Source organism: Streptomyces sp. NPDC107522 (assembly GCF_055657525.1).
In genome coordinates, this window is record NZ_JBVKAU010000020.1 from 117808 (window position 1) to 143402 (window position 25595).

A 25595-nucleotide genomic window follows, 5' to 3' on the forward strand; every position below is an offset into this window, starting at 1 on the left:
TCTCCCGTGGTGCGATTCTCCGCATGTGACCGAACCCACGCATGACGAGGCCCACGGCGGCGCCCTGGGCGAGCGGCTGAACTGGCTGCGGGCGGCCGTGCTCGGAGCGAACGACGGCATCGTGTCGACCGCGGGACTCGTCGTCGGCGTGGCCGGCGCCATGGACGACCGCGCGGCCCTGCTCACGGCCGGGCTGGCCGGACTGCTCGCCGGGTCGATGTCGATGGCGGCCGGGGAGTACGTCTCGGTGTCCACACAGCGCGACTCGGAGAAGGCCGCGTTGGCCGTGGAGAAGCGGGAGTTGCGGGAGCGGCCGGAGGAGGAGCTCGCGGAGCTGGCGGAGTTGCTGGAGCGACGCGGGCTGTCCCGGGACGTGGCCCGGGAGGCTGCGGTCCAGCTGACGGAACGGGACGCCCTGAAGGCGCACGCGCGCGTGGAGCTCGGTATCGACCCGGACGAGCTGACCAACCCGTGGCACGCGGCGTGGGCGAGCTTCCTGGCCTTCACGGCCGGTGCGCTGCTGCCGCTGCTCGCGATGGTGCTGCCCCCGGCGGACTGGCGGCTGGCGGTCACCGTCGCCTCCGTGCTGGCCGCCCTCGCCCTGACCGGCTGGAGCAGCGCCCGCCTGGGCGCCGCCGCCCCGGCTCGCGCGGTGCTTCGGAACATGGCGGGCGGCGCGCTGGCCATGGGGGTCACCTACGCGGCCGGGTCGCTGCTGGACGTGGCGGGCGTGTAGGGGCGGGCCGCAGAGGAGGGCGCCGATATTGCCCGCGGTTCCCTTAGGCCGCTGGCACACTCGGAGCCCTCGAAGCGCGCCGGGCGCCGACGGCGACGTACGGTGGGATGCGCGCTCGACCACCCCCCGAGCGCACGTACGACCAGAGACGAGAAGGACCCTCGCCATGCGCGCCACCACCATCCACGCCCCCTTCGACATGCGCGTGGAGGACGTGCCCGATCCGGTGGTGCAGCAGCCCACCGACGCCGTGGTGCGGGTGCTGCGCGCTTGTATCTGCGGCAGCGACCTGTGGGCGTACCGGGGGGAGGCGGCCCGGCAGCCGGGGCAGCGGATCGGCCATGAGTTCCTCGGTGTCGTCGAGGAGACCGGCTCCGAGGTGACCGGCGTGCGGCGGGGCGACCTCGTCGTCGCGCCCTTCATGTGGTCCGACGGCGTCTGCGACTACTGCCGCGAGGGCCTCACCACCTCCTGCGAGCACGGCGGCTTCTGGGGCTCGGTCGGCTCCGACGGCGGCCAGGGCGAAGCCGTGCGCGTCCCCCACGCCGACGGCACCCTCGTCCAGCTGCCCAAGGACGCCGCCTCCGACGACCACCTGCTGTCCGCCCTGCTGACCCTGTCCGACGTCATGGGCACCGGCCACCACGCCGCCCTCGGCGCAGGAGCCCGCCCAGGGGCCACGGTCGCCGTCGTCGGGGACGGTGCCGTCGGGCTGTGCGCGGTGCTCGCCGCCAAGCGCCTCGGCGCCGAGCGCATCATCGCGCTGGGCCGCCACCAGGTCCGTACCGACATCGCGCGCCGCTTCGGCGCCACCGAGGTCGTCGCCGAACGCGGGGACGCGGCCGTGGAGGCCGTACGCGAACTCACGCGCGGGCAGGGCGCACACGCCGTCGTCGAGGCCGTCGGCACCGAACAGTCCATGCGTACGGCGGTCGGGATCGCCCGCGACGGCGGCACCATCGGGTGGGTCGGGGTACCGCACGGCAGCGGTACGGGACTGGATCTGAGCGTCATGTTCGACCGCAACATCGCCTTGCGCGGGGGAGTCGCACCGGTCCGTGCGTACATCCCCGAGCTGCTGCCCGACGTCCTCGACGGCACGATCGACCCGTCGCCCGTGTTCGACCTGACCGTCGGTCTGGAGGACGTTCCCGCCGGCTACAAGGCGATGGACGAGCGCACCGCGCTCAAGGTGCTCGTCACCAACTGACGCTCGCCGGCCCGTTGACGGGCGTTCACCAGCGGATCGGCACCGGCAGCGCCGTCAGCAGCCCCGACAGCGCGACCACCACTCCCAGGGCGACGACCTCCGCCCGTGCGGGGGAGCAGGCGGTCAGCGGGTCGGGTGCCCGGCGCAGCCGGATCCGCGCCCACAGGGCGAGCGCGGCCACGGCCGCCACCAGGACCACCTTCGCCAGCAGGGCACGCCCGTACGCCGTCCCGGTCAGCTGCTCCAGGACCGTGTCCGACGGCATCCGGCGCAGTGAACTCCACACGCCCGTCGCCGTGATGGCGCCGAGCAGTACGGCCGCCACGCGCGCGTAGAGGCCCAGAAGGGCCGCGCCCGCCTCCCTGACGCCCCATCCGCGCAGGGTCCGCAGGGCGTACAGCAGTCCGCCGGCCCAGAGCGACGCGCAGATCAGGTGCACCAGCGTCAGCCCGGAGCCCAGCAGTGGATGGTGCTCGGTCGGCGGGTGCGCCCGCAGCGCCTCGGCGACCACGACCGCCGCCAGCGGCCAGACCTGGGTGGCGGGCCGACGCGAGAGGGCGCACAGCCCGGCCACGGCGAAGGCGTTGACCTCCAGCAGCGCGAGCTTGCCGTCGCGCGAGTCGTAGAGGCCGCCGATGTCGAGGTCGGCGGGGCTGTGCGGCACGAGATTGCCCGTGGACACGACCGAGGCGAGGCCGAGCGCGGCGATGAAACCGACGGCGGCCGTGTACGGTGCCCAACTGCCGGGCCTGGCCGGGGGAGCGCCGGGCACGGCACGGGCCAGCCGGTTCACGAACACCTCGCCCAACGGGACGCACAGCGCCGCGAACAGCACCGCACGCAGCAGCGCGATCCCACCGGTGCCGGGCGCGGCGGCCTCCCCGGTGCCGTGCAGCGCGGCCGACGGCCCGAGCAGCGGGATCAGCGCCGCCAGCCCCACCAGGCCGAGAACGGCGACGGCCCGGCCCACGCCGGGGCGGGGTCTGGGCCCAGTCCCGTCGGAGGGGGCGGGGGAGGGTTTCGTCAACGTCACCTCGTGATCTTCACAAAATATCTCAGAGCCGGGCAAGTGCCGGTAAACAAGTGGGGCTACGGCATTCCGCCCAGGGGTACGGCTCGGGTGACCCCGGCGCTCAGCGTCACCACACGGAGTGCCGACCTCCGCCGTTCAGACTCACCGCGCGGACTCCAACCGCCGGGTCATGGCATGCCGCCTCTGCCGTCGAAGCCTGCCATGCGCGGAGTGCAGGCTCCAGCCGCTCAGCCCCCCCACGCGCCCTCCCCGGTCTCCGCCGCTCAGGCCCACCGCGCCGCATCCGCCCCCCAAACCCCCGGCGGCCGTGCCCAGTCGACCGGACCGCCCGCGAAGGACACCGGCGACAGGGCGTACCGCAGGCGCCCGAGCGTGCTGTCCCGTTCGGTGAGCCAGGTGTCGGGTGCGTCGTAAGCCGCCGGGTTGCCTTCCGGGCCGGGCTCGATCCCGTTCAGCAGCCACTCCGCCGTGCGCGCCAGCGACAGCCGTACGCACCGGCCGTACCCCTGCTCCCGCTGCTCGGTCAGCGCCCGCAGCACGGCCGCCGCCAGCAGATACCCCGTCCCGTGGTCGAGGGCCTGCGCGGGCAGCGCCCCGGGCCGCTCCGCCGGGCCCTCGATCACGGCGATTCCGGTGGCGGCCTGTACGAGGCTGTCGAACCCGCGCCGCTCACCCCACGGCCCGTACGAGCCCCACGCCGACAACTGCGCCACGATCAGCCCGGGCCGCCGCTCGGCCAGCTCCCGCGCCGACAGCCCGAGCCGGTCCAGGGCGCCCGGCCGGTATCCGGTGACTACGACGTCCGCCGCCGCGAGCAGGTCCTCGAAGGCGCGCCGGTCGGTCATCAGGTCCAGTGTCGCCGACCGCTTCCCGAAGCCCGTGTCGGCGTGCTGGTCGGCCAGTTCCGGCTGCTGTGGCGCGTCCACGCGCAGGACGTCCGCGCCGAGCAGCGCGAGCGTGCGCGTGGCGACCGGTCCCGCGATGACCCGTGTCAGGTCCAGCACGCGTACTCCGGCGGCGGGCAGCAGGGGAGAACCGCCGAGAGGCGGGAGCGCACGCGCGCGTGCCGTGTCCAGCCGTTCGTGCTCGACGAGCGGTCGCCGGGCCGCCTCGGCCGCCTGCTCGTGCGCCGCCCACTCCTGGGGCGTCCGCAGCGCCACGGCCAGTCCGCCGGCCGCGTATACGGTCTCCTCCACGTCACGCGCGGACCGCTCGGCCAGGGCCGCCCCCACGGCGTCCGGATCCTCCTGCGCCACACCCAGTGCGGCCAGCAGCCGGGCGCGGTGATGCGGATAGTTCGCATGCGTGCGCACCCAGCCGTCCGCCGTCCGCCAGAACCGCGACAGCGGCGCGAAGGTGACCGGTGCGCGCCCGTCGACCAGCAGATGCCGCTCGCTGACGAACGCCGTGGCGATCGCCCCGTCGTCCAGCCGCACCCTCGGCACCTGGGCGAGCCCGCCTCTCCGCGCCCCGAGCTCGGCTGCCGCCAACGCGCACGCGCCCACGCACGCGCGCGCCAACTCCCGTACGGGAAGGCGCGCATGAAGCGCGCCCTCCCGCCTTACGGCCGACACCCGCGGGAGAAGGGAGTGATCGCCGCCCACCGCGGACCAAGCGGAGTTGATTCCAGTCATGACTGCACTATGCAGTGTTGACTCGATCAACATGTTGACCGGAGGGTCGCCTGACCAGTGGCCGGGCTACATGTGACCCCCCGATCAATCCACTTCGGTCAACTCAGTCGACGGCATCCAGCGCGTCGACGATCCCGAACCCGTAGAAGCCGTTGTACCGCTTGCCGCCCTTGCACACCGCGTCCTGCGTGCCGTCGCCGTCCTGGTCGTACGACTCGGGGCAGCCCGGGTTGTCCGCCTGGGCCTTCAGCAGCGCCTGCAGCTGGGCCGGAGTCGCGTACGGGTACTTCGACTTCAGCAGCGCGGCGACGCCGGCGGCGTGCGGGGAGGCCATTGAGGTGCCCTGCAGCCAGCCGTACTCGCCGTTCGGCATGGTGGACAGGATGCGGCCGTTCGCCGACGGGGTGTCCGTCGGGATCTGGAACTTCCGGTCGCCGCCCGGGGCCGCGACGTCGGCCACGCCGTAACCGTAGGACGAGTAGTACGACTTGACGTTCTTGACGCCCGTCGCGGTCACCGTCACCACGCCCGGCAGCTGGGTCGGCACGTCGAAGCACGTGTGCGGGTCGATCGTACGGGGCACCGGCGTGGAGTCGTCGGGGCTGGTGTCGTCCACGATGGAGTCGGTGTCCAGGTCGTGGTTGGAGTTGCCCGCCGAGGCCAGGTGCAGCGTGCCCTTCTTCTGGGCGTAGAGCTGGGCCCGGTTGACCGCGTCGACGATGGCCTTCTGGTCGGGGTCGTCCATGCAGTTGTACAGCCACGGGTCGACGTAGTAGCTGTTGTTCGTGATCTCCACGCCGTGGTCGGCAGCGAACACGAAGGCGCAGACGACGTTCTCCGGGTAGAACAGGCCGTTCTTGGGGTCGCTCACCTTGATGCCGGCGACCTTCACACCCGGCGCAACGCCCGCGACGCCGATGCCGTTGCGGGCCGCGGCTATCTCACCCGCGACGTGCGTCCCGTGGTAGTCCTCCGCGGTGTACGGCCGCCAGGCGCCCTCGCTGGTGTCCGCGACACCGCCGACGCAGTTCGCCGACTGGGACGCGGAGAAGTTCGGGGCCAGGTCCGGGTGGGTGTCGTCGACGCCGGTGTCGATGACGGCGACGGTGACCTTCGAGCTGCCCGGGTTGATCTTGGCCGCCTTGTCGGCGCCGATCGCCCGCAGGTCCCACTGGTCGGCCTCGAGCGGCTCGCTGCCCTCGGTCGCGGCGGACGCCTTCGCGAGCTTCGCGCCCTGTGCGTGCGACAGCTTCTGCGCCGGGCCCTCGTCCGTCGACCCCGCGGCGCTCAGGGGAGCCGTACGGGTGGCGCCCGCCGACTGGACCCCGCGCACCGCGCGTATCTGGGCGCCGAAGGACGGGTTCGCCGAGTGGACGACGATCACGCCGATCTTCGCGTACGTGGCGACGACGGTGCCGCCGGCCGCGGCGATCGCCTTCTTCACCGACTCGATCGTGCGGTGGTCCGTCTTGGTGTTGACGACATACGCAAGGCTGGGGGCGTCCGCGGTCTGTGCGGCGGGCTCCGCGAGCGGTGCGGCCGAGGCCGCCGCCGGCAGGAAGCCGAGCGAGGCGGTCAGCGAAAGAACGAGGGGTACGGCGACGCCGAGTCGGCGTCTGGACCGCAGATGAACCATGGGTTCTCCACATCATCCGGAACGGGAAACTGCCCGAGGCGTGGATGGGACGCAGGCAGGTACATGCCAGTGGTGCAGGAGCGAAGCTATCCCTGATCTTCCTGGCCAGCAATCACTGATCCGAGCGACTTCGGAAAGAAGCCCTTGGAGTTGAACCGGTCCTCGCGTGGCGCCGTGACCTTGGGAAGGAGGCGCGAGCAGGATCGAGCCCCCTGTCGGATCACGCGCTGTGGCCCTAACATCGCCACCCGGCTCACGTGATCCACGTCACTGCGAGGAACAGAGCCGCCATGCCCGTACCCGATTCGTCCCCACCTGATCCGTCCCCAACCCCCCATCCATCCCCGTCCATTGTCGCAACAGCGCCCGCAACGCGAGGAGACTCCGTGGCTACCGACGCACCGCCCCCCTCGAAAGAGCAGCACAAACTCCCCTCCACCGAGGAGTTCGCCGAGGTGCAGCAGAGTGCGGAGTTCGGTGAACTGCGCCGCTCCTACCGCTCCTTCGCCTTCCCGCTGACCGTCGCCTTCATCACCTGGTACCTGCTGTACGTCCTGCTCTCCAACTACGCGGGCGACTTCATGGGCACCAAGCTGTTCGGCAACATCAACGTCGCGTTCGTCTTCGGTATCGCCCAGTTCGTCACCACGTTCCTCATCGCCTGGTGGTACTCGCGCCACGCCGGCGCCAAGCTCGACCCCAAGGCCGAGGCCATCAAGACCCGTATGGAGGGCGGCGCATGAGCCCCGCGATGACCCAGGTCCAACTCGCCGCCAACGAGGCCAGCGAGCACCGGCCGCTGATCATCACCCTGTTCGCGCTCTTCGTGGTCGCGACCCTTTTCATCACCGTCTGGGCGGGCCGGCAGACCAAGGACGCCGCCGACTTCTACGCGGGCGGCCGGTCGTTCAGCGCCTTCCAGAACGGCCTCGCCGTCTCCGGCGACTACATGTCCGCCGCGTCCTTCCTCGGCATCGCGGGCGCCATCGCCCTCTTCGGATACGACGGCTTCCTGTACTCCATCGGCTTCCTGGTCGCCTGGCTGGTCGCCCTGCTCCTGGTGGCCGAGCCGCTGAGGAACTCCGGCCGCTACACGATGGGTGACGTCCTCGCGTACCGCATGCGCCAGCGCCCGGTGCGCACGGCGGCCGGTACGTCCACGATCGTCGTGTCGATCTTCTATCTGCTCGCCCAGATGGCCGGTGCCGGCGTCCTGGTCTCGCTGCTGCTCGGCATCACCTCCGACGCGGGCAAGATCCTCATCGTCGCCCTCGTCGGCGTCCTGATGATCGTGTACGTCTCCATCGGCGGCATGAAGGGCACCACCTGGGTCCAGATGGTCAAGGCCGTCCTGCTCATCGGCGGCACCATCCTGATCACCTTCCTGGTGCTGCTGAAGTTCAACTTCAACATCTCCGACCTGCTCGGCAAGGCCGCCGAGAACAGCGGCAAGGGCGCCGCCTTCCTGGAGCCCGGCCTGCAGTACGGCGCGACCGGCACCTCCAAGCTGGACTTCATCTCCCTCGGCATCGCCCTGGTCCTAGGCACCGCCGGCCTGCCGCACATCCTGATCCGCTTCTACACGGTGCCCAACGCCAAGGCCGCCCGTAAGTCCGTGAACTGGGCGATCGGCATCATCGGCGGCTTCTACCTGATGACCATCGCCCTCGGCTTCGGTGCTGCCGCGCTGATCTCCCAGGACGAGATCATCGCGTCCAACCCGTCCGGCAACACGGCCGCCCCGCTGCTCGCCCTGCACCTGGGCGGCGTCGACTCGGCGTGGGGCGCGATCCTGCTCGCCACCATCTCGGCGGTCGCCTTCGCGACGATCCTCGCGGTCGTCGCCGGCCTCACCCTGGCCTCGTCCTCGTCGTTCGCCCACGACATCTACGCGAACGTCATCAAGAAGGGTCAGGCCACGGAGAAGCAGGAGGTCAGGGCGGCCCGCCTCGCCACCATCGGCATCGGCGCCGTCTCCATCCTCCTCGGCGCCCTCGCCCGCGACCTCAACGTCGCCGGCCTGGTCGCCCTGGCCTTCGCCGTGGCGGCCTCCGCCAACCTGCCGACGATCCTCTACAGCCTGTTCTGGAAGCGGTTCACCACCCAGGGCGCGCTGTGGTCGATCTACGGCGGTCTCATCGTCGCCGTCGGCCTGGTGCTGTTCTCGCCCGTCGTCTCCGGCGACCCCAAGGCGATGTTCCCCGACGTCGACTTCGCCTGGTTCCCGCTGAAGAACCCGGGCATCATCTCGATCCCGTTCGGCTTCTTCATGGGCTGGCTCGGCACGGTCCTGTCCAAGGAAGAGCCCGACGCCGGCAAGTACGCGGAGCTGGAGGTCCGGTCCCTGACCGGCACCGGCGCCCACTGAGCACGCCCACTGAGCACGCCCCCTGAGCGGCCGCGTCGTAGGTCTCTACGACGCGGCCGTGTCTTACGTCGTGGGATCGGGCTGGTGTCGCTGTCAGTGCCGTCACGTAGGCTCACAGGTGACGGAAGAAGATTCTGGTCCGTGACGAGGGAGGGGGCCCACGTGCTCATCGACACCTACGGCCGGGTGGCCACCGACCTGAGGGTCTCGCTGACCGACCGCTGCAACCTGCGGTGCACCTACTGCATGCCCGAAGAGGGCCTGCAGTGGCTGGCCAAGCCCGACCTGCTCACGGACGACGAGATCGTCCGCCTGATCGACATCGCCGTCACCTCCCTCGGCATCGAGGAGGTCCGCTTCACCGGCGGCGAGCCCCTGCTGCGCCCCGGCCTGGTCGGCATAGTCGAGCGCGTCGCCGCCCTCGACCCCCGCCCCCAGATGTCCCTGACGACGAACGGCATCGGCCTCAAGCGCACGGCGGCCGCCCTGAAGGCCGCGGGCCTGGACCGGGTCAACGTCTCCCTTGACACCCTCCGCCCGGACGTCTTCAAGACCCTCACTCGCCGCGACCGCCACAAGGACGTCATCGAGGGCCTGCACGCCGCCCGCGACGCCGGCCTGACCCCGGTCAAGGTCAACTCGGTCCTGATGCCGGGCCTCAACGACGACGAGGCCCCGGACCTGCTCGCCTGGGCGGTGGAGCACGACTACGAACTGCGCTTCATCGAGCAGATGCCCCTGGACGCACAGCACGGCTGGAAGCGCGACGGCATGATCACCGCCGGGGACATCCTGACCTCCCTGCGCACCCGCTTCGAGCTCACCGAGGAAGGCGCGGAGAAGCGTGGCTCGGCCCCGGCGGAGCGCTGGCTGGTCGACGGCGGCCCCCACGTGGTCGGCGTCATCGCCTCCGTCACCCGCCCCTTCTGCTCGGCCTGCGACCGCACCCGCCTGACGGCCGACGGTCAGGTCCGCACCTGCCTGTTCGCCACGGAGGAGACGGACCTGCGCGCGGCCCTGCGCTCGGGCGCCCCCGACGAGGAGATAGCCCGCATCTGGAAGCTGGCGATGTGGGGCAAGAAGGCGGGGGCGGGCCTGGACGACCCGAGCTTCGTCCAGCCGGACAGGCCCATGTCAGCGATCGGTGGCTGAAGAGGGCTCTTCCCACTCCTTCAGCAGGACCACGTCCTTCAAGAACCCCCGCACCCCGAGAAACTGCGAAAGATGCTCGCGGTGCTCCTCACAGGCGAGCCACGTCTTGCGCCGCTCCGGCGTATGAATCTTCGGGTTGTTCCACGCCAGCACCCACACGGCGTCGGCACGGCAGCCCTTGGCGGAGCAGATCGGCGTCTCGTCACTCACAGCTTCGTCTCACAGTTCGCGCACAAAAAGGCGACGCCGAGCAGCCACGGGGGGAGCTGCCCGGCGTCGGTCCATCGCTCCGACGGGGGATGCGGAGCGTCCACGAAGTATGTCACGGGTAACCCGTCCCCCGGCACCGGAACAACACTATTGATCTGAGCTTTTCCTGAGCTTGGCGCGGACTCGACTCCCGGAGAGTTCCGGAGGACGACGCTCCGAAGGATCACACCCCGTCGCCCGGTTTGCTTTGTGCGCCCGGCGCGGAGTCACCCGCCACATCTTCCGCGACAGGTTCCGCGAAACCGTCGTTCGTCCGCGGCGGCGCGATCATCGGCCGTATCGGCGCCGTCACGAACGTCGACGGCAGGGACGGCGCATTCTCCCGCCCCGCGTTGGCGATCACCACCGCGATGTACGGAAGGACCGCCCCGAGCACCAACGCCACGATCGCGACGTGCCGTTCGACGTTCCACAGCGATGCCGCGAGGATCACCGACACCGTACGGACCGACATCGAGATGACGTACCGGCGCTGCCGGGCGCGCACATCGTCCTGGAGACCCGCCCTGGCCCCGGTGATCCGGAAGACCTCGGTGTTGCCCGCGTGCAGCTTCCGCATCACATTCCACCATCCGCCCGCATCGGACTCTCCCCCTGCCCGTACCCGTCCGCCCCCGGTCGGGAGCCCGGGCCAGGACACCTCCCACGGTACGCCTCGCCTGCGCCGCCTACGAGACCGGGGCCCCTGCCACCTGGGCGAACGCTCTCAGCCGTAACGCGTACAGCCATACCCGGCATGCGGCGTAAGGCGCCTGGACCGACACTGGCCTTAGTGCTCACGTCGAGCCGTACGAGGAGGCCACCATGGGCTGGTTGTGGGCGATCATCGTGGGACTCGTGCTCGGCCTGATCGCCAAGGCCGTCATTCCGGGGAGGCAACACATCCCTCTGTGGCTGACCACCATTCTGGGCATGATCGGGGCCATCGGGGGCAACGCGATCGCACGGGCGGCCGGTGTCGACGCGACTGACGGGATCGACTGGTGGCGCCACGCCTTCCAGCTCGTGGCCGCGGTCATCCTCGTCGGCCTCGGCGACAGGGCATACACGGCGGCCCGGGGCAGCAGGCGGAGAGCCTGACGGTGCATACGGCGAACGGGACGGCCTCCGGCACCGGAGCCGCCCCGTTCATATGTCCGCTCAGCCGCTGGTCACCTCGACCGCCGCCAGGTTCTTCTTCCCGCGCCGCAGCACCAGCCACCGCCCGTGCAACAGGTCCTCCTTCGCGGGCACCGCGTCCTCGGAGGCGACCTTCACGTTGTTCACGTAGGCCCCGCCCTCCTTCACGGTGCGCCGTGCGGCGGACTTGCTGGCCACGAGGCCGACCTCGGCGAAGAGGTCGACGACCGGGCCGAGCCGGTCGACCTGGATGTGCGGCACCTCGGAGAGGGCCGCCGCCAGCGTCCTGTCGTCCAGATCCGTCAGCTCGCCCTGGCCGAAGAGGGCCTTGGACGCGGCGATCACAGCGGCCGTCTGCTCGGCACCGTGCACCAGCGTCGTCAGCTCCTCGGCGAGCGCGCGCTGAGCGGCACGGGCCTGGGGGCGCTCCTCGGTCTGCTTCTCCAGCTCCTCGAGCTCCGCACGGGACTTGAAGGAGAGGATGCGCATGTAGGTGGAGATGTCCCGGTCGTCCGCGTTCAGCCAGAACTGGTAGAAGGCGTACGGCGTCGTCATCTCCGGGTCGAGCCAGATGGCGCCGCCCTCGGTCTTGCCGAACTTGGTGCCGTCGGCCTTGGTCATCAGCGGCGTCGCCAGAGCGTGCACGTTGGCATGCGGCTCCAGCTTGTGGATCAGGTCCAGACCCGCCGTGAGGTTGCCCCACTGGTCGCTGCCGCCCTGCTGGAGCGTGCAGCCGTGCCGCCGGTACAGCTCCAGGAAGTCCATGCCCTGCAGCAGCTGGTAGCTGAACTCCGTGTAGCTGATGCCCTCCTCGGACTGCAGCCGACGGGCGACCGAGTCCTTGGTCAGCATCTTGTTGACACGGAAGTGCTTGCCGATGTCCCGCAGGAACTCGATGGCCGACATGCCGGCCGTCCAGTCCAGGTTGTTCACCATCACCGCGGCGTTCTCACCCTCGAAGGACAGGAACGGCTCGATCTGCGCGCGCAGGCGGTTCACCCAGTTCGCGACCGTCTCCGGGTCGTTCAGCGTGCGCTCCGCCGTCGGGCGCGGGTCGCCGATCTGGCCCGTGGCGCCGCCCACCAGCGCCAGCGGGCGCAGGCCCGCCTGCTGGAGGCGGCGCATGGTGAGGACCTGGACCAGGTGGCCGACGTGCAGGCTGGCCGCGGTCGGGTCGAAACCGCAATAGAACGTGACGGGACCGTCCGCGAGCGCCTTGCGCAATGCGTCCTCGTCAGTGGACAGGGCGATCACGCCGCGCCACTTCAGCTCGTCGACGATGTCCGTCACGGTTCTCGTGTCTCCTTGATGATCTTCGGGCAGTCGGGTGACAGCCGACTACGAGGTTATACGCCCTGACTGACAGAGCTCATGTTGAAATCGGGGACGCGCAGCGTGGGCATCGCCGCCCTGGTGAACCAGTCGCTCCACTCCCTGGGCAGCGTCTTCTCCGTACGCCCCGCCTCCGTGGCCCGCCCCAGCAGGCCGACCGGCGACTCGTTGAACCGGAAGTTGTTGACCTCGCCGGTCACCTCACCGTTCTCGACGAGGTACACCCCGTCCCGGGTCAGGCCCGTCAGCAGCAGCGTCGCGGGGTCGACCTCGCGGATGTACCACAGGCACGTCAGCAGCAGTCCGCGCTCGGTGTTCGCGACCATCTCCTCGATCGACCGGTCCTGACCGCCGTCCAGGATCAGGTTGTCGATCCCGGGCGCCACGGGCAGAGCGGTCAGCCCCGCGCTGTGCCGGCTGGTCATGAGGTGCTTCAGCTCGCCCTCGCGCATCCACTCCGTGGCCGCGAGCGGCAGTCCGTTGTCGAACACCGACTGGTCGCCCCCGGAGGAGTGCGCGATCACGAAGGGCGCGGACTCCAGGCCCGGCTCGTTCGGGTCGCTGCGCAACGTCAGCGGCAGGTCGCTCAGCTTCTCGCCGACGCGTGTCCTGCCGCCGGGCTTGGAGAACACCGTCCGGCCCTCGACCGCGTCCCGCCCCGACGCCGACCACATCTGGTAGATCAGCAGGTCGGCCACGGCGGTCGGCGGCAGCAGCGTCTCGTACCGGCCCGCCGGCAGCTCCAGGCGCCGCTCGGCCCAGCCGAGGCGTACGGCCAGCTCGGCGTCGAGCGCCGTCGGGTCCACGTCCTTGAAGTCCCGCGTGGAGCGCCCCGCCCACGCCGAGCGCGTACGGTCCGGTGACTTGGCGTTCAGCTCCAGCGTCCCGTTGGGCTGGTCGTGCCGCCGCCGCAGCCCCGTGGACGTGCCCACGTACGTCGACACCAGCTCGTGGTTGGCGAAGCCGTACAGCTCCCGTCCGCCCGCACGCGCGCGTGCGAACGCCTCGCCGAGCGCCGGAGCGAAGTCGGCGAACACAGCCGACGACGTCTCGGCCGGGGCGTCCATGAAGTCCGGCGACGCCGGTACGTCCGTCACCAGCGGCTGTGCGTCCTCGGCGGGCCCGGCACCGCGCGCGGCGGCCTCGGCGGCCCGCACCAAGGGCTCCAGCTCGTCCACGGTCACCGCCGACCGCGACACCACCCCGGAGGCCGTGCCCTCCTTGCCGTCGACGGTCGCGACGACGGTGAGCGTCCGCCCGCGCGTGACGCCGTTCGTGGTCAGCGCGTTGCCCGCCCAGCGCAGGTTGGCGGTCGACTGCTCGTCGGCGATGACGACGCACCCGTCCGCCCGCGACAGCTCCAGGGCCCGCTCGACGATCTCGTGCGGCTTGTGCGCCTTGCTGGAGTGAGCGCTCATCGACCGGCCTCCTGGGTGGTGTTAAGGATGTTGACGCCCTTGAAGAGGGCCGACGGGCAGCCGTGCGAGACCGCGGCGACCTGCCCGGGCTGGGCCTTGCCGCAGTTGAAGGCACCGCCCAAAACGTACGTCTGCGGACCGCCCACCGCGGCCATCGAGCCCCAGAAGTCCGTGGTCGTCGCCTGATAGGCCACGTCCCGCAGCTGGCCCGTGATCCGACCGTTCTCGATCTTGAAGAACCGCTGCCCGGTGAACTGGAAGTTGTAGCGCTGCATGTCGATCGACCAGGACCGGTCGCCGACGACGTAGATCCCGCGGTCCACGCTCCCGATCAGATCCTCGGTCGACATCCCCGCCGGATCCGGCTGCAGCGACACGTTGGCCATGCGCTGCACGGGCACATGGCCGGGGGAGTCGGCGAAGGCGCAGCCGTTGGAGCGCTCGAAGCCGGTCAGCTTCGCGATCCGCCGGTCCAGCTGGTAGCCGACGAGGGTGCCGTTCCTCACCAGGTCCCAGGACTGGCCCTCGACGCCCTCGTCGTCGTACCCGATGGTCGCCAGGCCGTGTTCGGCGGTGCGGTCACCGGTGACGTTCATCAGCTCGGAGCCGTACCTGAGCTTGCCGAGCTGGTCGAAGGTGGCGAAGGAGGTGCCGGCATAGGCGGCCTCGTAGCCGAGGGCGCGGTCCAGCTCGGTGGCGTGGCCGATGGACTCGTGGATGGTCAGCCACAGGTTCGAGGGGTCGACGACGAGGTCGTACGGCCCCGCCTCGACGCTCGGTGCCCGCATCTTCTCGGCGAGCAGCTCGGGGATCTGCGCCAGTTCGGACTCCCAGTCCCACCCCGTTCCCGTCAGGTACTCCCAGCCGCGTCCCACGGGCGGCGCGATGGTGCGCATGGAGTCGAACTCGCCGCTCGACTCGTCGACCGACACGGCGGTCAGCTGCGGGTGCAGCCGTACCCGCTGCTGGGTGGTCACGGTCCCGGCGGTGTCGGCGTAGAACTTGTTCTCATGGACGGTGAGCAGGGAGGCGTCGACGTGATTGACCCCGCCCGCCGCCAGCAGCCGCGCGCTCCACTCCGCCAGCAGTCCCGACTTCTCCTCGTCGGGAACGGTGAACGGATCGATCTCGTACGACGAGATCCACGTCTTCTCGGCGTGCACCGGCTCGTCGGCGAGTTCCACGCGCTCGTCCGACCCGGCGGCCTTGATCACCTGGGCGGACAGCTTCGCCATCGCCACCGCCTGCGAGGCGACCTTGGCGGCGGCGTCCAGCGTCAGATCCACCCCGGACGCGAACCCCCAGGTCCCGCCGTGCACCACGCGCACCGCGTACCCGAGGTCGGTGGTGTCCGACGACCCGGCGAGCCTGGCGTCCCGCAGGCGCCAGGACGCGCTGCGCACCCGCTCGAACCGGAAGTCCGCGTGCTCGGCACCCAGCGCACGCGCGCGTGCCAGCGCGGCGTCGGCCAGGGCGCGTAGCGGAAGCGCCGTAAAGGCTTCGTCGATCGTATGAGGCACGGAGGTCTCCCTGCTGTCGTGGCCTGTCGGCTCCGATCATGTCGCGCGGGCGGGGCCGTGGACCACACGTTTCCGGCGGGAGTCCGCGCCTTTCTGTAGGGATCCGACAGTGACACCCCTACGCCACTGTCGGTGCCCGAATGTCCGAGGCCGGGACCGGACCGATAGGTTTTCGGGGAAGCCGCCTGCCATCCACGTGTTCGGGCGGGTGTGTCAGACCCCTATCGAAAGGGTGATCCGTTGAGCCGCTCGGTTCTCGTCACCGGAGGCAACCGGGGCATCGGCCTCGCCATCGCCCGTGCTTTCGCCGACGCCGGCGACAAGGTCGCCATCACCTACCGCTCGGGTGAGCCGCCGGCCGGCTTCCTCGCGGTGAAGTGCGACATCACCGACCCCGAGCAGGTGGAGCAGGCCTACAAGGAGATCGAGGCCGAGCACGGCCCGGTCGAGGTCCTGATCGCCAACGCCGGCGTCACCAAGGACCAGCTCCTGATGCGCATGTCCGAGGAGGACTTCACCTCGGTCATCGACACCAACCTCACCGGCACCTTCCGCGTCGTCAAGCGCGCCAACCGCGGGATGCTGCGGGCCAAGAAGGGCCGCGTCGTTCTCATCTCCTCGGTCGTCGGTCTGTACGGCGGTCCGGGCCAGGCCAACTACGCCGCCTCCAAGGCCGGCCTGGTCGGCTTCGCGCGCTCCCTCGCCCGTGAGCTGGGTTCGCGCAACATCACCTTCAACGTCGTCGCGCCCGGCTTCGTGGACACCGACATGACCAAGGTCCTCACCGACGAGCAGCGCGAGAACATCGTGAAGCAGGTGCCGCTCGGTCGTTACGCGCAGCCGGAGGAGATCGCCGCGACGGTGCGGTTCCTCGCCTCGGACGACGCCTCGTACATCACTGGAGCCGTCATCCCCGTTGACGGCGGACTGGGAATGGGTCACTGATCACCATGGCTGGAATCCTCGAGGGCAAGAAGATCCTCATCACCGGTGTGCTGATGGAGTCCTCCATCGCGTTCCACGCCGCCAAGCTGGCCCAGGAGCAGGGCGCGGAGGTCATCCTGACCGCCTGGCCCCGGCCCACGCTGACCGAGCGCATCGCCAAGAAGCTGCCCAAGCCGGTCACCGTCCTGGAGCTCGACGTCTCCAACGACCAGCACCTCGCCCGCCTGGAGGGCCAGGTCCGGGAGCACCTGGGCGACCGGCTCGACGGCGTCGTGCACTCCATCGGCTTCGCGCCGCAGGACGCGCTCGGCGGCAACTTCCTCAACACGCCGTTCGAGTCCGTGGCCACCGCCATGCATGTCTCCGCCTTCTCCCTGAAGTCGCTGACCATGGCGCTGCTGCCGCTGATGACCGAGGGCGGCTCCGTCGTCGGCCTCACCTTCGACGCCCAGTTCGCCTGGCCGCAGTACGACTGGATGGGCCCCGCCAAGGCCGCCCTGGAGGCGACGAACCGCTACATGGCGCGTGACCTCGGCAAGCACGACATCCGCTGCAACCTGATCTCGGCGGGTCCGATCGGCTCCATGGCCGCGAAGTCCATCCCCGGCTTCGCCGAGCTGGCGTCGGTGTGGGACAGCCGCTCCCCGCTGGAGTGGAAGCTGGAGGACCCGGAGCCGGCGGGCAAGGGCATCGTCGCGCTGCTGTCGGACTGGTTCCCGAAGACCACCGGCGAGATCATCCACGTGGACGGCGGCCTGCACGCCATCGGCGCCTGATCCTCCGGTACGTCGTCGACGCCCCGTTTCCCGCAGCGCGCGGGGAGCGGGGCGTCACCCGTTCGGCCTACCCGGCCGGGCGGGGGAGACCCACAACTGCGCACTCTGGATTACGCGTTCACTACGCGAGCCCCTCCCCAGCACGGCCGAGGAGGTCCCCTTGTGCGCTTGTCCCACAGCCTGGCCTCAACGACCGTCGCCGTCGCTCTCCTGCTGCTCGTCTCGTACGAGGCGATACCCCACGCGCGCGTGCATGCCGCGGAAGTGGAGTCCGACGAGCCCTTCGGCGCCGCGTGCCGGATCCGCGTCACCGGCTCCCACGTGACCGCGTACTGCCACAATCCCTATCCGGGCATCGACCGGGTGACTCTGCACGTCGAGTGCGCCCGCTGGTGGGACCTCGACAGTGACAGCTCTCCGGTGGAGGCCGGGCCCGCACAGACCGTGCGGCTGACCGGGCGCTGCTGGAAAGAGGTCGGCTCGGTGTGGATCAGTCACCGGCGGGAGCGCTGAAACGCCCCGGACGGCACAGGAACGGATAGCTCGCCGCCTCTGCGGCGGCCGCGGCCGCGTCGCCGGCGCGGATCGCGTCGACCAGCCGTCCGTGGTCCATGTGCGTCTCCGGCGTCAGCTCCTCGCCGACGTCCTCGCGCAGCCAGTCCCGCAGCACCTCGCCCAGGTCGGCGTACATCGCGGTCATCACGTCGTTGTGGGAGGCCGCCACCACGGCCAGATGGAAGGTCGTGTCGGCCGTCACGAACGCCTCCGCGTCACCCGACTCCCAGGCCTCCTCGCGCCGCACCAGCAGTGTGTCCAGCTGCTTGAGGTCCTTCTCCGTGCGCCGCTCGGCGGCCAGCTTCGCGGCGGCCGACTCCAGCGTGGAGCGCAGCTCGGCGATGTGCCGGGGGTCGGCGTCGGCGAAGCGGCGGTGCATGACGCCCGCCAGCTCGCTGGTCGCCACCACATAGGTGCCGGAGCCCTGGCGGATGTCCAGCAGGCCGTTGTGCGCGAGGGCGCGGACCGCCTCGCGGACCGTGTTGCGGGCCACGCCGAGCTGCTCGACCAGCTCGGGCTCCGTCGGGATACGCGAGCCGACCGGCCATTCGCCCGACGTGATCTGGTTCCGCAACGCCGCGATGACCTGTTCGGACAGTGCCGAGCGGCGGGGGTGGCTCAGGGGCATGGCACACCTTCGCACGGGGAGGCCGGGACGGCGAAGCCCCGGGGTGGACAGTCAATCATCCCATGATTCTATGATGGGCCTCATGGCAAGCGAGGAAACCCGGACGGTGACGTCCATGCGGATAGGCACACCTGAGACACACACCACCTCCGAGCCCGCCACACGCGCGTGGACGATGCGGCTGCTCGTGCTCGGCATCGTGCTCACCGCGGTGAACCTCCGCCCCGCCATCACCAGCCTCGGCGCCCTCCTGGAGGAGGTCCGCGACGGGCTCGGCATGAGCGGCAGCGTGGCCGGGCTGCTCACCTCCGTGCCCCCACTGTGCTTCGCCGTCTTCGGCGTCGCGGCCCCGCGTCTGGCGCGCCGCTTCGGCCCGGGTGCGGTGGTGTGCGCGGGCATGCTCGCCATCACCGCGGGCCTGCTCATACGGCCGTACGCGGGAGGCACGGCCGGCTTCCTGGCCGCCAGCGCGCTCGCCCTCATGGGCATCGCCGTCAGCAACGTCCTGATGCCGGTCATCGTCAAGCGTTGGTTCCCCGACCGGGTCGGCTCCATGACCGGCCTGTACTCGATGGCCCTCGCGCTCGGCACCGCGTCCGCGGCGGCGGTGACGGTGCCCATGACCGAGGCGCTGGGCGGGAGTTGGCACACCGGACTCGCGGTGTGGGCGGCGCTCGCGGCGGCGGCCGTAGTGCCCTGGATTCCCTTCGTGCGGGACCGGGGGGCGGCCGTGCGGGACCGTGGGAGGGCGCCCGCCGCCTCCGCGCAGGCGCCCTCCGCCTCCGCGAAAGAGAACCACGCGCGCGTGGACGCGCCCCCGCTGCGGATCACCCGGAGCCGCACCTCCTGGGCCCTCGCCGTCTACTTCGGGCTCCAGGCCACCGGCGCCTACATCACGATGGGCTGGATGGCGCAGATCTTCCGCGATGCCGGAGTGCCCGCCGGCACGGCGGGGCTGCTGCTCGCCGTCACGATGGTGATGGGCGTGCCGCTGGCCTTCGTCATCCCGCGCGTCGCCACCAGGCTGCCGCACCAGGGGCCGATCGTGCTCGTGCTGGGTGCCTGCGGCCTCGTCGGTTACGCCGGCCTGTACCTCGCGCCGGCCGCCGGTTCCTGGGCCTGGGCCCTGCTGCTCGGCGTCTCCAACTGCTCGTTCCCGCTGGCCCTCACGATGGTCGGCATGCGGGCCAGGACCAGCGCGGGAGTGGCCCAGCTGTCGGGGTTCGCGCAGAGCACCGGCTATCTGCTCTCCATCCCCGGCCCGCTCCTGGTGGGCGTGCTCTACCAGCACAGCGGCGGCTGGGGGCTGCCGATCGCGCTGATGGCCGGCCTGATGATCCCGCAGATGGCGGTGGGTGTCCTGGCGGGACGCAACCGCACGGTGGAGGACGAGGCGGCCCGCTGAGCCGTACCCCGGAGGGCCGCGCCGGGGCGAAGGGTGCGAGACTTGCCGTATGTCGCCAGTGCTCGACCCGAACCCCCAGAACGGCCAGAAGAAGATGCTGCTCGTCTTCGGCGCGTTCTTCGCCATCTTCGTGATCATCGCCGTCATCGCGACGATCGCCTCTCCCTGACGGGGGACGCACTGACGTCGACCCACTGACGCACGTCGGCATGCCGATGGTGGGGCTGGCCCCACCATCCCCTAGGGGGCGAGTGTCAGGGTCAACTGGGTGGATCACCGGATGGGTTGAGGGCCCGGAGTTCCGTAGCTTCGAAGTGTGACCGCGAGAGGCGGACACGGACCGCTCGAGGACTCCCGGAGGCATCATGTCGGCCCGCACGCACACCCCGCCCCACCCGGCGTCCACGGGCCGTGCCGACATCCGGCTGCCCTGGTGGGCCCTCGCCCTGCCGACGCTCGCCTTCGTCACTCTGCTGACGCTGATACTCAACCCGTCCGACGCGCAGGCGGCGACCGCCGAGCCGGCGATCACCCAGCTCTTCGAGCGCATACAGCAGCTGATCATGCGCTGAGCACGGGCGGAGCCGCCCGTCAACTCCCTGCGCCCCATGGCCTGTTTCATGCGAAGCTGGGTCTCATGAGCGTCGCAGAATCCCGCAGGATTGTCCTCTTCCGGCATGCGAAAGCCGACTGGCCACAGGTGACCGATCACGAGCGGCCGCTCGCCGACCGGGGCCGAATGGACGCGGCAGAGGCCGGACGCAGGCTGGCCGACACCGACATCCCCTTCGACCTGGCCCTGTGCTCCACCGCGACCCGGACCCGGGAGACCTGGAAGCTCGCCGTCCACGAGTTCCCGCACCGGCCGAAAACCATCTACGAAGAGCGGGTCTACGAGGCCTCGCCCGGCGAGCTGATCGCCGTGCTCAACGAAACACCCGACGACGTGCAGAACGTCCTGCTGATCGGCCACAACCCGGGCGTGCAAGGCCTCGCCGAGATCCTGTCCGGCTCGGCCGAGGACGAGGCGCGCGAGCGGATGAGCCGCCGCGGCTTCCCGGCCGCCGCCTTCGCCGTCCTCTCCTTCAGCGGCACCTGGAAGACGCTGGAGCCCGGCGTGGCCACGTTGCTGGACTACTGGGCGCCCTCGGAGTGACCGACCCACGCGTAGGGCCCGGCACCGTGGTGGTGCCGGGCCCTAGGCGTGCAGCCGGCGGACGCGGGTGTGCGGGCCGCCGTCAGCTCCGGGTCATCAGATGCCGCTCATCAGGCATCGTCGTGCATGTCCGCCGCCTCGACCTCTTCGCGGGTGACGCCCAGCAGATACAGGACCGTGTCCAGGAACGGCACGTTCACCGCCGTGTGCGCGGCCTCCCGCACCACCGGCTTGGCGTTGAAGGCGACGCCCAGCCCGGCCGCGTTGAGCATGTCCAGGTCGTTGGCGCCGTCACCGATCGCCACCGTCTGCGACAGCGGCACCCCCGCCTCGGCGGCGAACCGGCGCAGCAGCCGCGCCTTGCCCGCCCGGTCCACGATCTCGCCGGTGACCTTGCCCGTCAGCCTGCCGTCGACGATCTCCAGCGTGTTCGCCTGGGCGAAGTCGAGCCCGAGCCGCTCCTTCAGATCGTCGGTGACCTGGGTGAACCCACCCGAGACGACACCGACTTGATAGCCGAGCCGCTTCAGCGTACGGATCAGCGTGCGCGCGCCCGGCGTCAGCCGCACCTCGCTGCGCACCTTCTCCACCACCGAGGCGTCCAGCCCCTCCAACAGCGCCACGCGCGCGTGCAGCGACTGCTCGAAGTCCAGCTCCCCGCGCATCGCGGCCGCCGTCACCTCGGCCACCTTGTCCTCGCAGCCGGCGTGCGCGGCGAAGAGCTCGATCACCTCGTCCTGGATGAGCGTGGAGTCCACGTCCATCACGACGAGCCGCTGGGCGCGCCGGTGCAGTCCGGCGGCGACGACGGCGACATCGACACCCAGTGCCGCGGCCTCCGTCACCAGCGCGGTGCGCAGCGGCTCGGTCTCCACGCCCGACACAGCGAACTCCACCGCGGTGACGGGGTACTTGGCGAGCCGGAAGATACGGTCGATGTTGCCGCCGGACTTGGTGATCCGGGCGGCGATCGCGGCCGTCGCCTCCGCGGTGAGCGGGTGCCCGAGCACGGTCACCAGGGAGCGTCCGAGCCCGCGGGGCCGGTTGTCGCCGCGGCCGGAGATGATCTCCGCCTGCATCTTCATCGACTCCGCCCAGCTGTGGACGGTCGCGCGCAGATCACCCTCCAGCCCGGCCGGAGGCTGCGTCACGAGCGCGCACAGCGTGATCCGGCCACGGGTGACGACCTGCTCGATGTCGACCACGTCGACGGAGTAGGCGGCCAGCGTGTCGAAGAGGCCGGCCGTGATGCCCGGCCTGTCCTTCCCGAAGATCTTGACGAGAAGGGTGGGGATGTCGGAGGTCTGCGAAGCGCTCATGGTGCTTCCACCGTATCCGGCACTCAGTGCCTGGCGCCCCTGAGGTCCGTCTAGCGGACACGGAACAGTGGGTGTCGGTCGGATGGCCCGGGTCTTACATTCCGGCCACGGCTGCACCAGTACTTGTGAGCCGCCACAGGGGCACCTGCGGGCCGGGCTCACCGACTCGCGTCCCGTGGGCTCCCTGGCCGCTCGAGGGCGGCTGCGGTGCCGGCTCGGGGGCGACCGTGGTGCCAGATCGGGGTGGTGGTGCCAGTCCGGGGGCGACCGTGGTGGCAGATCGGGGTGGTGGTGGTGCCAGGCCGGGGGCGACCGTGATGCCGGCTTGAGGGCGGCCGCGGTGCAAGCGCGAAGGCGACCGCGGTGCGCTCGAAGGCCACCGTCCAGATCCGGCTGGGCGCGATCGTCGCCGAGCTGCGGGCGCAGGCGCCCCTCCGGTGAATGTCGACGACGGTGAGCTCCCGCCAGACGCGCCGGTCTCCGTCGAGGAGGCCGTCCTGCAGTGGTCGCGCTTGCGCGACATCCTCGGCGCCAGACGAACAGACGGTGTCATGGGCGCCGCGTCCCCATGGGCGCCCGATGGTGTCGCCCGGCCACCTCCGCAGCCGTACGGCGGGTCTGTCCTGGCGGGCCCGGTGGATCACGGGATCACGAACGCCCCTTCGGCTTCCCCGGCGGCGGCGGGGGAGGGGGTGGCGGTGGCGGAGGCGGTGGCCCTTCGTCCGCTCCGGACGACGACCGGTTGCCACGCCGCCGAGGAGGCCGGGGCGGCCTGGGGGGCGGCCCGATCGGCCGAATGACCGTGGGCGCGCCGTACATGTCGTCATCCCCGGCGCGCGGCGGCTCACCGGGCGCCCGACCGGACGGCGGCTCAGTGGACTGCGGGTCACCGGGCCGCCGTACCTCGTCGGACCCCGACCCCACGTTCCGCTGGGACCGCGCGTCGCGTCCTTGCCCTGCCGCGTGCTCCGCCCGTGGGCCGCGTTCTGGTCCCGGCCTATGTCCGGACTCCGGCCCGTATCCGGACGTTGGCCCGTAGCCAGGTCCCGGCCCGTATCCGGGCCCCGACCGCGCGTCGCGTCCTGGCCCTGCCGGAGGCTCCGCCCCCCGGTCGTCCCCTGGCCCTGGCCTCTGTGATGGTCCCAGCCTGTGTCCGGACTCCGGCCCGTATCCGGGCCCCGACCGCGCGTCGCGTCCTGGCCCTGCCGGATGCTCGGCCTCTGGGTCGCCCCCTGGTCCTGGCCCCTGTGATGGTCCCGTCCCGTACCCCGACCCCGACCCGTACCCCGACCCGTGTCCTGACCCCGACTGTGCGTCGCGCCTCCACCCCGCGTCGGTTCCGCGCGCCCCGTCGGACGGTCGTGCGCCTCCGGAAGGCGGGGCCACGTCCGGCGGCCGGGCGTCCTCCGGCTCACGCATTTCCTCGGGCACGCGCAGGTAGGGGTTCGTCGCCGGGTTCGGTGGCCGATACGGCGTGCCGGGCGCGTACGGCCCGGACCGGCTCCCGTACGGCGAGGGCCCGGCACCCTCCGTCGGCGTGCCCGCCCCACTGGCACCCTCCGCCACCGTGCCCGCCGTACCGGCACCTCCCGCCGCTCCCGCAGCACCCGGCCTCGTACCCACCGCCACCTCGCCCCGTGCCGCCGCAGTCGCCCGCCGCCCCGCGGCCCCGGTCGCCCGGGCGAGTAGCGCGCCCACGGCACCCGCTCCCGCGCCCCACGCCGCCCCCAGGACCAACGCCATGCCGAGGTTTCCCGTCAGCTGCACCCCCGCGCCGAACGCGTCGAAGCCCAACACCGACAGCGAGGCGTCCACCGACACCTCGGTCAGCCACCCGAGCAGGGGCAGCGCCAACGCCGTGGCGACACCGAGCCGCAGCGCACACCGCCCGGCGAAACGGAGGGGCCCCGGGTCCCGTAAGCCCCAGGTGCCTGGCCCTCCTGCGGCGGGGTCCCCGGGTTGCCGTACGACACCCGCATCCAGCCCTTCGACGCCACCGGCACCCGACGCCCGTACGCCCCAGGAACCCCCCGATCCACCCACCGGCCTCGCATCCGAGCCCACCCCGCCGGGAAGCGGTCCGGCCCCCGCCCCCGGCCCAGCCCCGGCCCCCCAAGCTGTCCTGCCTCGCGCCCCCGGAGCCTCACCGGCCTCTCCGCCCCGTCCCCCGCCCCGGCCACCGGCATGGGCGCTCTCCTCCACCGGCGTCCGCACCGCAGTCAGCACCCCCGCGAGCAGCATCATCACCACCGTCGCGACCCCGAGCAGCCACACCCGTCCGTCCAGCTCCGCCAGCCTGCTCAGCGTCACGGTCTGGTCGGAGTCGCTGTTCAGCAGGTCGTCCAGAGGATCCGGCAACAGGCTCGCCAGGACCCCGGTCGCCCTGCCGTCGAACGGCACGAAGAGGCCGATGGGGACGCCGAGCCACACGCCGTTCGGGGCGCCGAGCAGGGCGGCGCCCGCGATGCGCTTGGGGTGGGCGTCGCCGATCGCCGCGTAGGCCGCCGCCGCGAGCCCGGCCGCGACCGCGACCAGCAGCACCGTGACGAGGGCGGACACGGCGGGGCGTACGACGCGGTGCACGGCCTCCCAGCCGCGCGGCAGCGGCGTGCGGCGCGAGGCCAGCAGGGCGATCAGGAGGATGCCGGCGGACCAGCCCATGCCACCGAGCAGTGTCGGCGCCGTGTCCACCGTGAAGCCGACCGCCGCCTTCGCGTCGACGAGGTCGCCGATCTGGTCGGGCAGCAGCCCGCCGATGTCCCCGATGTCGCCCACGCCGGGGATCTCGAGACCACCGCCCCCGCCTCCGCCCGGCAGGTCGTCGAGCCCCAGCGAGCCGCCGTCGATCGTGATGACGTCGTGACCCGCCCAGGCGAGTCCGCCCAGCATCGCCACGAACAGCGCGACCACCGCGCCCGCGCGCGCGAGGAGTTCGGTCGGCGCGATCACAACTCCCGCGCCCCGCAAGGACCGTAGGAAGAACCACGACAGCAGTAGCGCGCCGACCAGGCTCACTCCCAGTGGCGTGATCTCGATGGCCGTCGCAGCCTCCGCGCCCGTCAACCCGAAAGCGGACACATCACCGGACGGTGTGATCGAACCACCCGCCCCGAGGGCCACCACCGCCGCGGTCATCGGGCCCAGAGAGCTCGCGGTGTCCGCCTCCAGCAGATGCAGTCCGAGCGCCGCAGTGCCCGCCATCCCGATCAACGCCCAGCTCACAGAGGCGATCGCGGACAGCAGGATGTCCCCCCACGGCAGCCGCGTGCCGTGCCTCGCGGTCTCGATGTTCGTGGACGCGCTCATGCAGACCCCCCGATCCGCGGCGCGGCCGGCTCGCCGCGCATGTCCCCCTCGCGTGGATTACCACTCTCCGGGCTGGT

At 71.3% G+C, this 25595-nt stretch carries 24 protein-coding genes and 1 pseudogene; 14 read left to right on the top strand and 11 right to left on the bottom strand.

Features of this window, described 5'->3' with window-relative positions; translation table 11 throughout:
• Positions 1-25: 25 nt before the first annotated feature.
• Positions 26-736, top strand: coding sequence for a VIT1/CCC1 transporter family protein (locus ACZ7L6_RS38240; protein ID WP_471932219.1), 711 nt, complete (start codon positions 26-28; stop codon positions 734-736).
• A 166-nt stretch (positions 737-902) separates the two neighbouring features.
• Entirely contained in the window at positions 903-1946 is a 1044-nt protein-coding gene (locus ACZ7L6_RS38245) for a zinc-dependent alcohol dehydrogenase family protein (RefSeq protein ID WP_471932221.1), read from the top strand.
• Positions 1947-1971: 25 nt separating this feature from the next.
• On the opposite strand, the gene ACZ7L6_RS38250 is transcribed toward ACZ7L6_RS38245, so the two are convergent.
• The 3 genes from ACZ7L6_RS38250 to ACZ7L6_RS38260 form a co-directional block, all read right to left on the bottom strand.
• The gene (locus ACZ7L6_RS38250) at positions 1972-2979 is read right to left on the bottom strand and encodes a CopD family protein (protein ID WP_471932223.1); all 1008 of its coding nucleotides are present in this window, start codon (positions 2977-2979) and stop codon (positions 1972-1974) included.
• Positions 2980-3242: 263 nt separating this feature from the next.
• Positions 3243-4613 carry a CoA transferase gene (locus tag ACZ7L6_RS38255; RefSeq protein WP_471932225.1) on the bottom strand — a complete coding sequence of 457 codons (1371 nt, stop codon included), beginning with the start codon at positions 4611-4613 and terminating at the stop codon, positions 3243-3245.
• Between the two features lie 103 nt (positions 4614-4716).
• Entirely contained in the window at positions 4717-6249 is a 1533-nt protein-coding gene (locus ACZ7L6_RS38260; RefSeq protein ID WP_471932227.1) for a S8 family peptidase, read from the bottom strand.
• 386 nt (positions 6250-6635) lie between these two features.
• On the opposite strand from ACZ7L6_RS38260, the gene ACZ7L6_RS38265 reads away from it, so the two are divergent.
• The 3 genes from ACZ7L6_RS38265 to moaA all read left to right on the top strand — a co-directional run bounded on the left by ACZ7L6_RS38265 (position 6636) and on the right by moaA (position 9769).
• The gene (locus ACZ7L6_RS38265; RefSeq protein WP_471932229.1) at positions 6636-6992 is read left to right on the top strand and encodes a DUF485 domain-containing protein; all 357 of its coding nucleotides are present in this window, start codon (positions 6636-6638) and stop codon (positions 6990-6992) included.
• Entirely contained in the window at positions 6989-8617 is a 1629-nt protein-coding gene (locus ACZ7L6_RS38270; protein ID WP_471932231.1) for a solute symporter family protein, read from the top strand. The genes ACZ7L6_RS38265 and ACZ7L6_RS38270 overlap by 4 nt, the downstream gene beginning before the upstream one ends.
• Positions 8618-8779: 162 nt before the next feature.
• Complete coding sequence (moaA, locus tag ACZ7L6_RS38275) at positions 8780-9769, top strand: GTP 3',8-cyclase MoaA (protein ID WP_471932292.1); 990 nt, start codon at positions 8780-8782, stop codon at positions 9767-9769.
• On the opposite strand, the gene ACZ7L6_RS38280 is transcribed toward moaA, so the two are convergent.
• Together ACZ7L6_RS38280 and ACZ7L6_RS38285 are read right to left on the bottom strand one after the other, a co-directional pair.
• Entirely contained in the window at positions 9752-9979 is a 228-nt protein-coding gene (locus ACZ7L6_RS38280) for a hypothetical protein (RefSeq protein WP_398820926.1), read from the bottom strand. The genes moaA and ACZ7L6_RS38280 overlap by 18 nt on opposite strands.
• Before the next feature lie 223 nt (positions 9980-10202).
• Complete coding sequence (locus ACZ7L6_RS38285; RefSeq protein ID WP_471932233.1) at positions 10203-10598, bottom strand: DUF3099 domain-containing protein; 396 nt, start codon at positions 10596-10598, stop codon at positions 10203-10205.
• A 245-nt stretch (positions 10599-10843) separates the two neighbouring features.
• On the opposite strand from ACZ7L6_RS38285, the gene ACZ7L6_RS38290 reads away from it, so the two are divergent.
• Positions 10844-11119 carry a GlsB/YeaQ/YmgE family stress response membrane protein gene (locus ACZ7L6_RS38290; RefSeq protein WP_471932235.1) on the top strand — a complete coding sequence of 92 codons (276 nt, stop codon included), beginning with the start codon at positions 10844-10846 and terminating at the stop codon, positions 11117-11119.
• Positions 11120-11179: 60 nt separating this feature from the next.
• Here the strand turns inward: ACZ7L6_RS38290 and tyrS are convergent, their stop codons facing one another.
• Genes tyrS through ACZ7L6_RS38305 form a run of 3 tightly spaced genes read right to left on the bottom strand, consistent with a single transcriptional unit; the run spans position 11180 to position 15428 of the window.
• Positions 11180-12448: a tyrosine--tRNA ligase gene (gene tyrS, locus ACZ7L6_RS38295; RefSeq protein WP_471932237.1), complete on the bottom strand. Its 1269-nt coding sequence runs from the start codon at positions 12446-12448 to the stop codon at positions 11180-11182.
• A 56-nt stretch (positions 12449-12504) separates the two neighbouring features.
• On the bottom strand, positions 12505-13908 hold the full coding sequence (locus ACZ7L6_RS38300; RefSeq protein ID WP_471932239.1) for a metallopeptidase TldD-related protein: 1404 nt from the start codon (positions 13906-13908) through the stop codon (positions 12505-12507).
• On the bottom strand, positions 13905-15428 hold the full coding sequence (locus ACZ7L6_RS38305; RefSeq protein WP_471932241.1) for a TldD/PmbA family protein: 1524 nt from the start codon (positions 15426-15428) through the stop codon (positions 13905-13907). Before ACZ7L6_RS38305 ends, ACZ7L6_RS38300 begins: the two co-directional genes overlap by 4 nt.
• A 240-nt stretch (positions 15429-15668) precedes the next feature.
• Here ACZ7L6_RS38305 and fabG point away from each other — a divergent pair, with 240 nt between their 5' ends.
• From fabG to ACZ7L6_RS38320, 3 genes are all read left to right on the top strand, one after another.
• A complete protein-coding gene (fabG, locus tag ACZ7L6_RS38310) occupies positions 15669-16373 on the top strand; it encodes a 3-oxoacyl-[acyl-carrier-protein] reductase (RefSeq protein ID WP_398820914.1) in 705 nt (234 codons plus the stop codon).
• Between the two features lie 5 nt (positions 16374-16378).
• The gene (gene fabI, locus ACZ7L6_RS38315) at positions 16379-17149 is read left to right on the top strand and encodes an enoyl-ACP reductase FabI (RefSeq protein WP_471932243.1); all 771 of its coding nucleotides are present in this window, start codon (positions 16379-16381) and stop codon (positions 17147-17149) included.
• A gap of 162 nt (positions 17150-17311) precedes the next feature.
• Entirely contained in the window at positions 17312-17662 is a 351-nt protein-coding gene (locus ACZ7L6_RS38320; RefSeq protein WP_471932245.1) for a hypothetical protein, read from the top strand.
• Here ACZ7L6_RS38320 and ACZ7L6_RS38325 read toward each other — a convergent pair.
• A complete protein-coding gene (locus ACZ7L6_RS38325; RefSeq protein WP_471932247.1) occupies positions 17640-18332 on the bottom strand; it encodes a FadR/GntR family transcriptional regulator in 693 nt (230 codons plus the stop codon). The two genes, ACZ7L6_RS38320 and ACZ7L6_RS38325, sit on opposite strands and share 23 nt — an antisense overlap.
• A 70-nt stretch (positions 18333-18402) precedes the next feature.
• Here ACZ7L6_RS38325 and ACZ7L6_RS38330 point away from each other — a divergent pair, with 70 nt between their 5' ends.
• The 4 genes from ACZ7L6_RS38330 to ACZ7L6_RS38345 all read left to right on the top strand — a co-directional run bounded on the left by ACZ7L6_RS38330 (position 18403) and on the right by ACZ7L6_RS38345 (position 20893).
• The gene (locus tag ACZ7L6_RS38330) at positions 18403-19737 is read left to right on the top strand and encodes a CynX/NimT family MFS transporter (RefSeq protein WP_471932249.1); all 1335 of its coding nucleotides are present in this window, start codon (positions 18403-18405) and stop codon (positions 19735-19737) included.
• A gap of 49 nt (positions 19738-19786) precedes the next feature.
• The gene (locus ACZ7L6_RS38335; protein WP_302001726.1) at positions 19787-19906 is read left to right on the top strand and encodes an SGM_5486 family transporter-associated protein; all 120 of its coding nucleotides are present in this window, start codon (positions 19787-19789) and stop codon (positions 19904-19906) included.
• 196 nt (positions 19907-20102) lie between these two features.
• The gene (locus tag ACZ7L6_RS38340; protein WP_398820903.1) at positions 20103-20309 is read left to right on the top strand and encodes a hypothetical protein; all 207 of its coding nucleotides are present in this window, start codon (positions 20103-20105) and stop codon (positions 20307-20309) included.
• Between the two features lie 65 nt (positions 20310-20374).
• The gene (locus ACZ7L6_RS38345; protein WP_471932252.1) at positions 20375-20893 is read left to right on the top strand and encodes a SixA phosphatase family protein; all 519 of its coding nucleotides are present in this window, start codon (positions 20375-20377) and stop codon (positions 20891-20893) included.
• A gap of 110 nt (positions 20894-21003) precedes the next feature.
• Here the strand turns inward: ACZ7L6_RS38345 and serB are convergent, their stop codons facing one another.
• Entirely contained in the window at positions 21004-22212 is a 1209-nt protein-coding gene (gene serB, locus ACZ7L6_RS38350) for a phosphoserine phosphatase SerB (protein ID WP_471932254.1), read from the bottom strand.
• A 345-nt stretch (positions 22213-22557) separates the two neighbouring features.
• On the opposite strand from serB, the pseudogene ACZ7L6_RS38355 reads away from it, so the two are divergent.
• Positions 22558-22769 (top strand): annotated as a pseudogene (locus ACZ7L6_RS38355) (hypothetical protein); the annotation flags it as partial.
• A gap of 91 nt (positions 22770-22860) precedes the next feature.
• On the opposite strand, the gene ACZ7L6_RS38360 reads toward ACZ7L6_RS38355, so the two are convergent.
• Positions 22861-25518, bottom strand: a complete 2658-nt coding sequence (locus ACZ7L6_RS38360) for a streptophobe family protein (RefSeq protein ID WP_471932256.1) — start codon at positions 25516-25518, stop codon at positions 22861-22863.
• Between the last annotated feature and the right edge of the window lie 77 nt (positions 25519-25595).

What these genes read in the sequence shown, in the direction of transcription:
- ACZ7L6_RS38245 (WP_471932221.1), top strand. Translation starts at nt 903, where the DNA reads ATGCGCGCCACCACCATCCACGCCCCCTTCGACATGCGCGTGGAGGAC.
- ACZ7L6_RS38255 (WP_471932225.1), bottom strand. Translation starts at nt 4,613, where the DNA reads ATGACTGGAATCAACTCCGCTTGGTCCGCGGTGGGCGGCGATCACTCC.
- ACZ7L6_RS38260 (WP_471932227.1), bottom strand. Translation starts at nt 6,249, where the DNA reads ATGGTTCATCTGCGGTCCAGACGCCGACTCGGCGTCGCCGTACCCCTC.
- ACZ7L6_RS38270 (WP_471932231.1), top strand. Translation starts at nt 6,989, where the DNA reads ATGAGCCCCGCGATGACCCAGGTCCAACTCGCCGCCAACGAGGCCAGC.
- ACZ7L6_RS38285 (WP_471932233.1), bottom strand. Translation starts at nt 10,598, where the DNA reads ATGCGGAAGCTGCACGCGGGCAACACCGAGGTCTTCCGGATCACCGGG.
- ACZ7L6_RS38290 (WP_471932235.1), top strand. Translation starts at nt 10,844, where the DNA reads ATGGGCTGGTTGTGGGCGATCATCGTGGGACTCGTGCTCGGCCTGATC.
- ACZ7L6_RS38300 (WP_471932239.1), bottom strand. Translation starts at nt 13,908, where the DNA reads ATGAGCGCTCACTCCAGCAAGGCGCACAAGCCGCACGAGATCGTCGAG.
- fabI (WP_471932243.1), top strand. Translation starts at nt 16,379, where the DNA reads ATGGCTGGAATCCTCGAGGGCAAGAAGATCCTCATCACCGGTGTGCTG.
- ACZ7L6_RS38325 (WP_471932247.1), bottom strand. Translation starts at nt 18,332, where the DNA reads ATGCCCCTGAGCCACCCCCGCCGCTCGGCACTGTCCGAACAGGTCATC.
- ACZ7L6_RS38330 (WP_471932249.1), top strand. Translation starts at nt 18,403, where the DNA reads ATGATGGGCCTCATGGCAAGCGAGGAAACCCGGACGGTGACGTCCATG.
- ACZ7L6_RS38335 (WP_302001726.1), top strand. Translation starts at nt 19,787, where the DNA reads ATGTCGCCAGTGCTCGACCCGAACCCCCAGAACGGCCAGAAGAAGATG.
- ACZ7L6_RS38340 (WP_398820903.1), top strand. Translation starts at nt 20,103, where the DNA reads ATGTCGGCCCGCACGCACACCCCGCCCCACCCGGCGTCCACGGGCCGT.
- ACZ7L6_RS38345 (WP_471932252.1), top strand. Translation starts at nt 20,375, where the DNA reads ATGAGCGTCGCAGAATCCCGCAGGATTGTCCTCTTCCGGCATGCGAAA.
- serB (WP_471932254.1), bottom strand. Translation starts at nt 22,212, where the DNA reads ATGAGCGCTTCGCAGACCTCCGACATCCCCACCCTTCTCGTCAAGATC.
- ACZ7L6_RS38360 (WP_471932256.1), bottom strand. Translation starts at nt 25,518, where the DNA reads ATGAGCGCGTCCACGAACATCGAGACCGCGAGGCACGGCACGCGGCTG.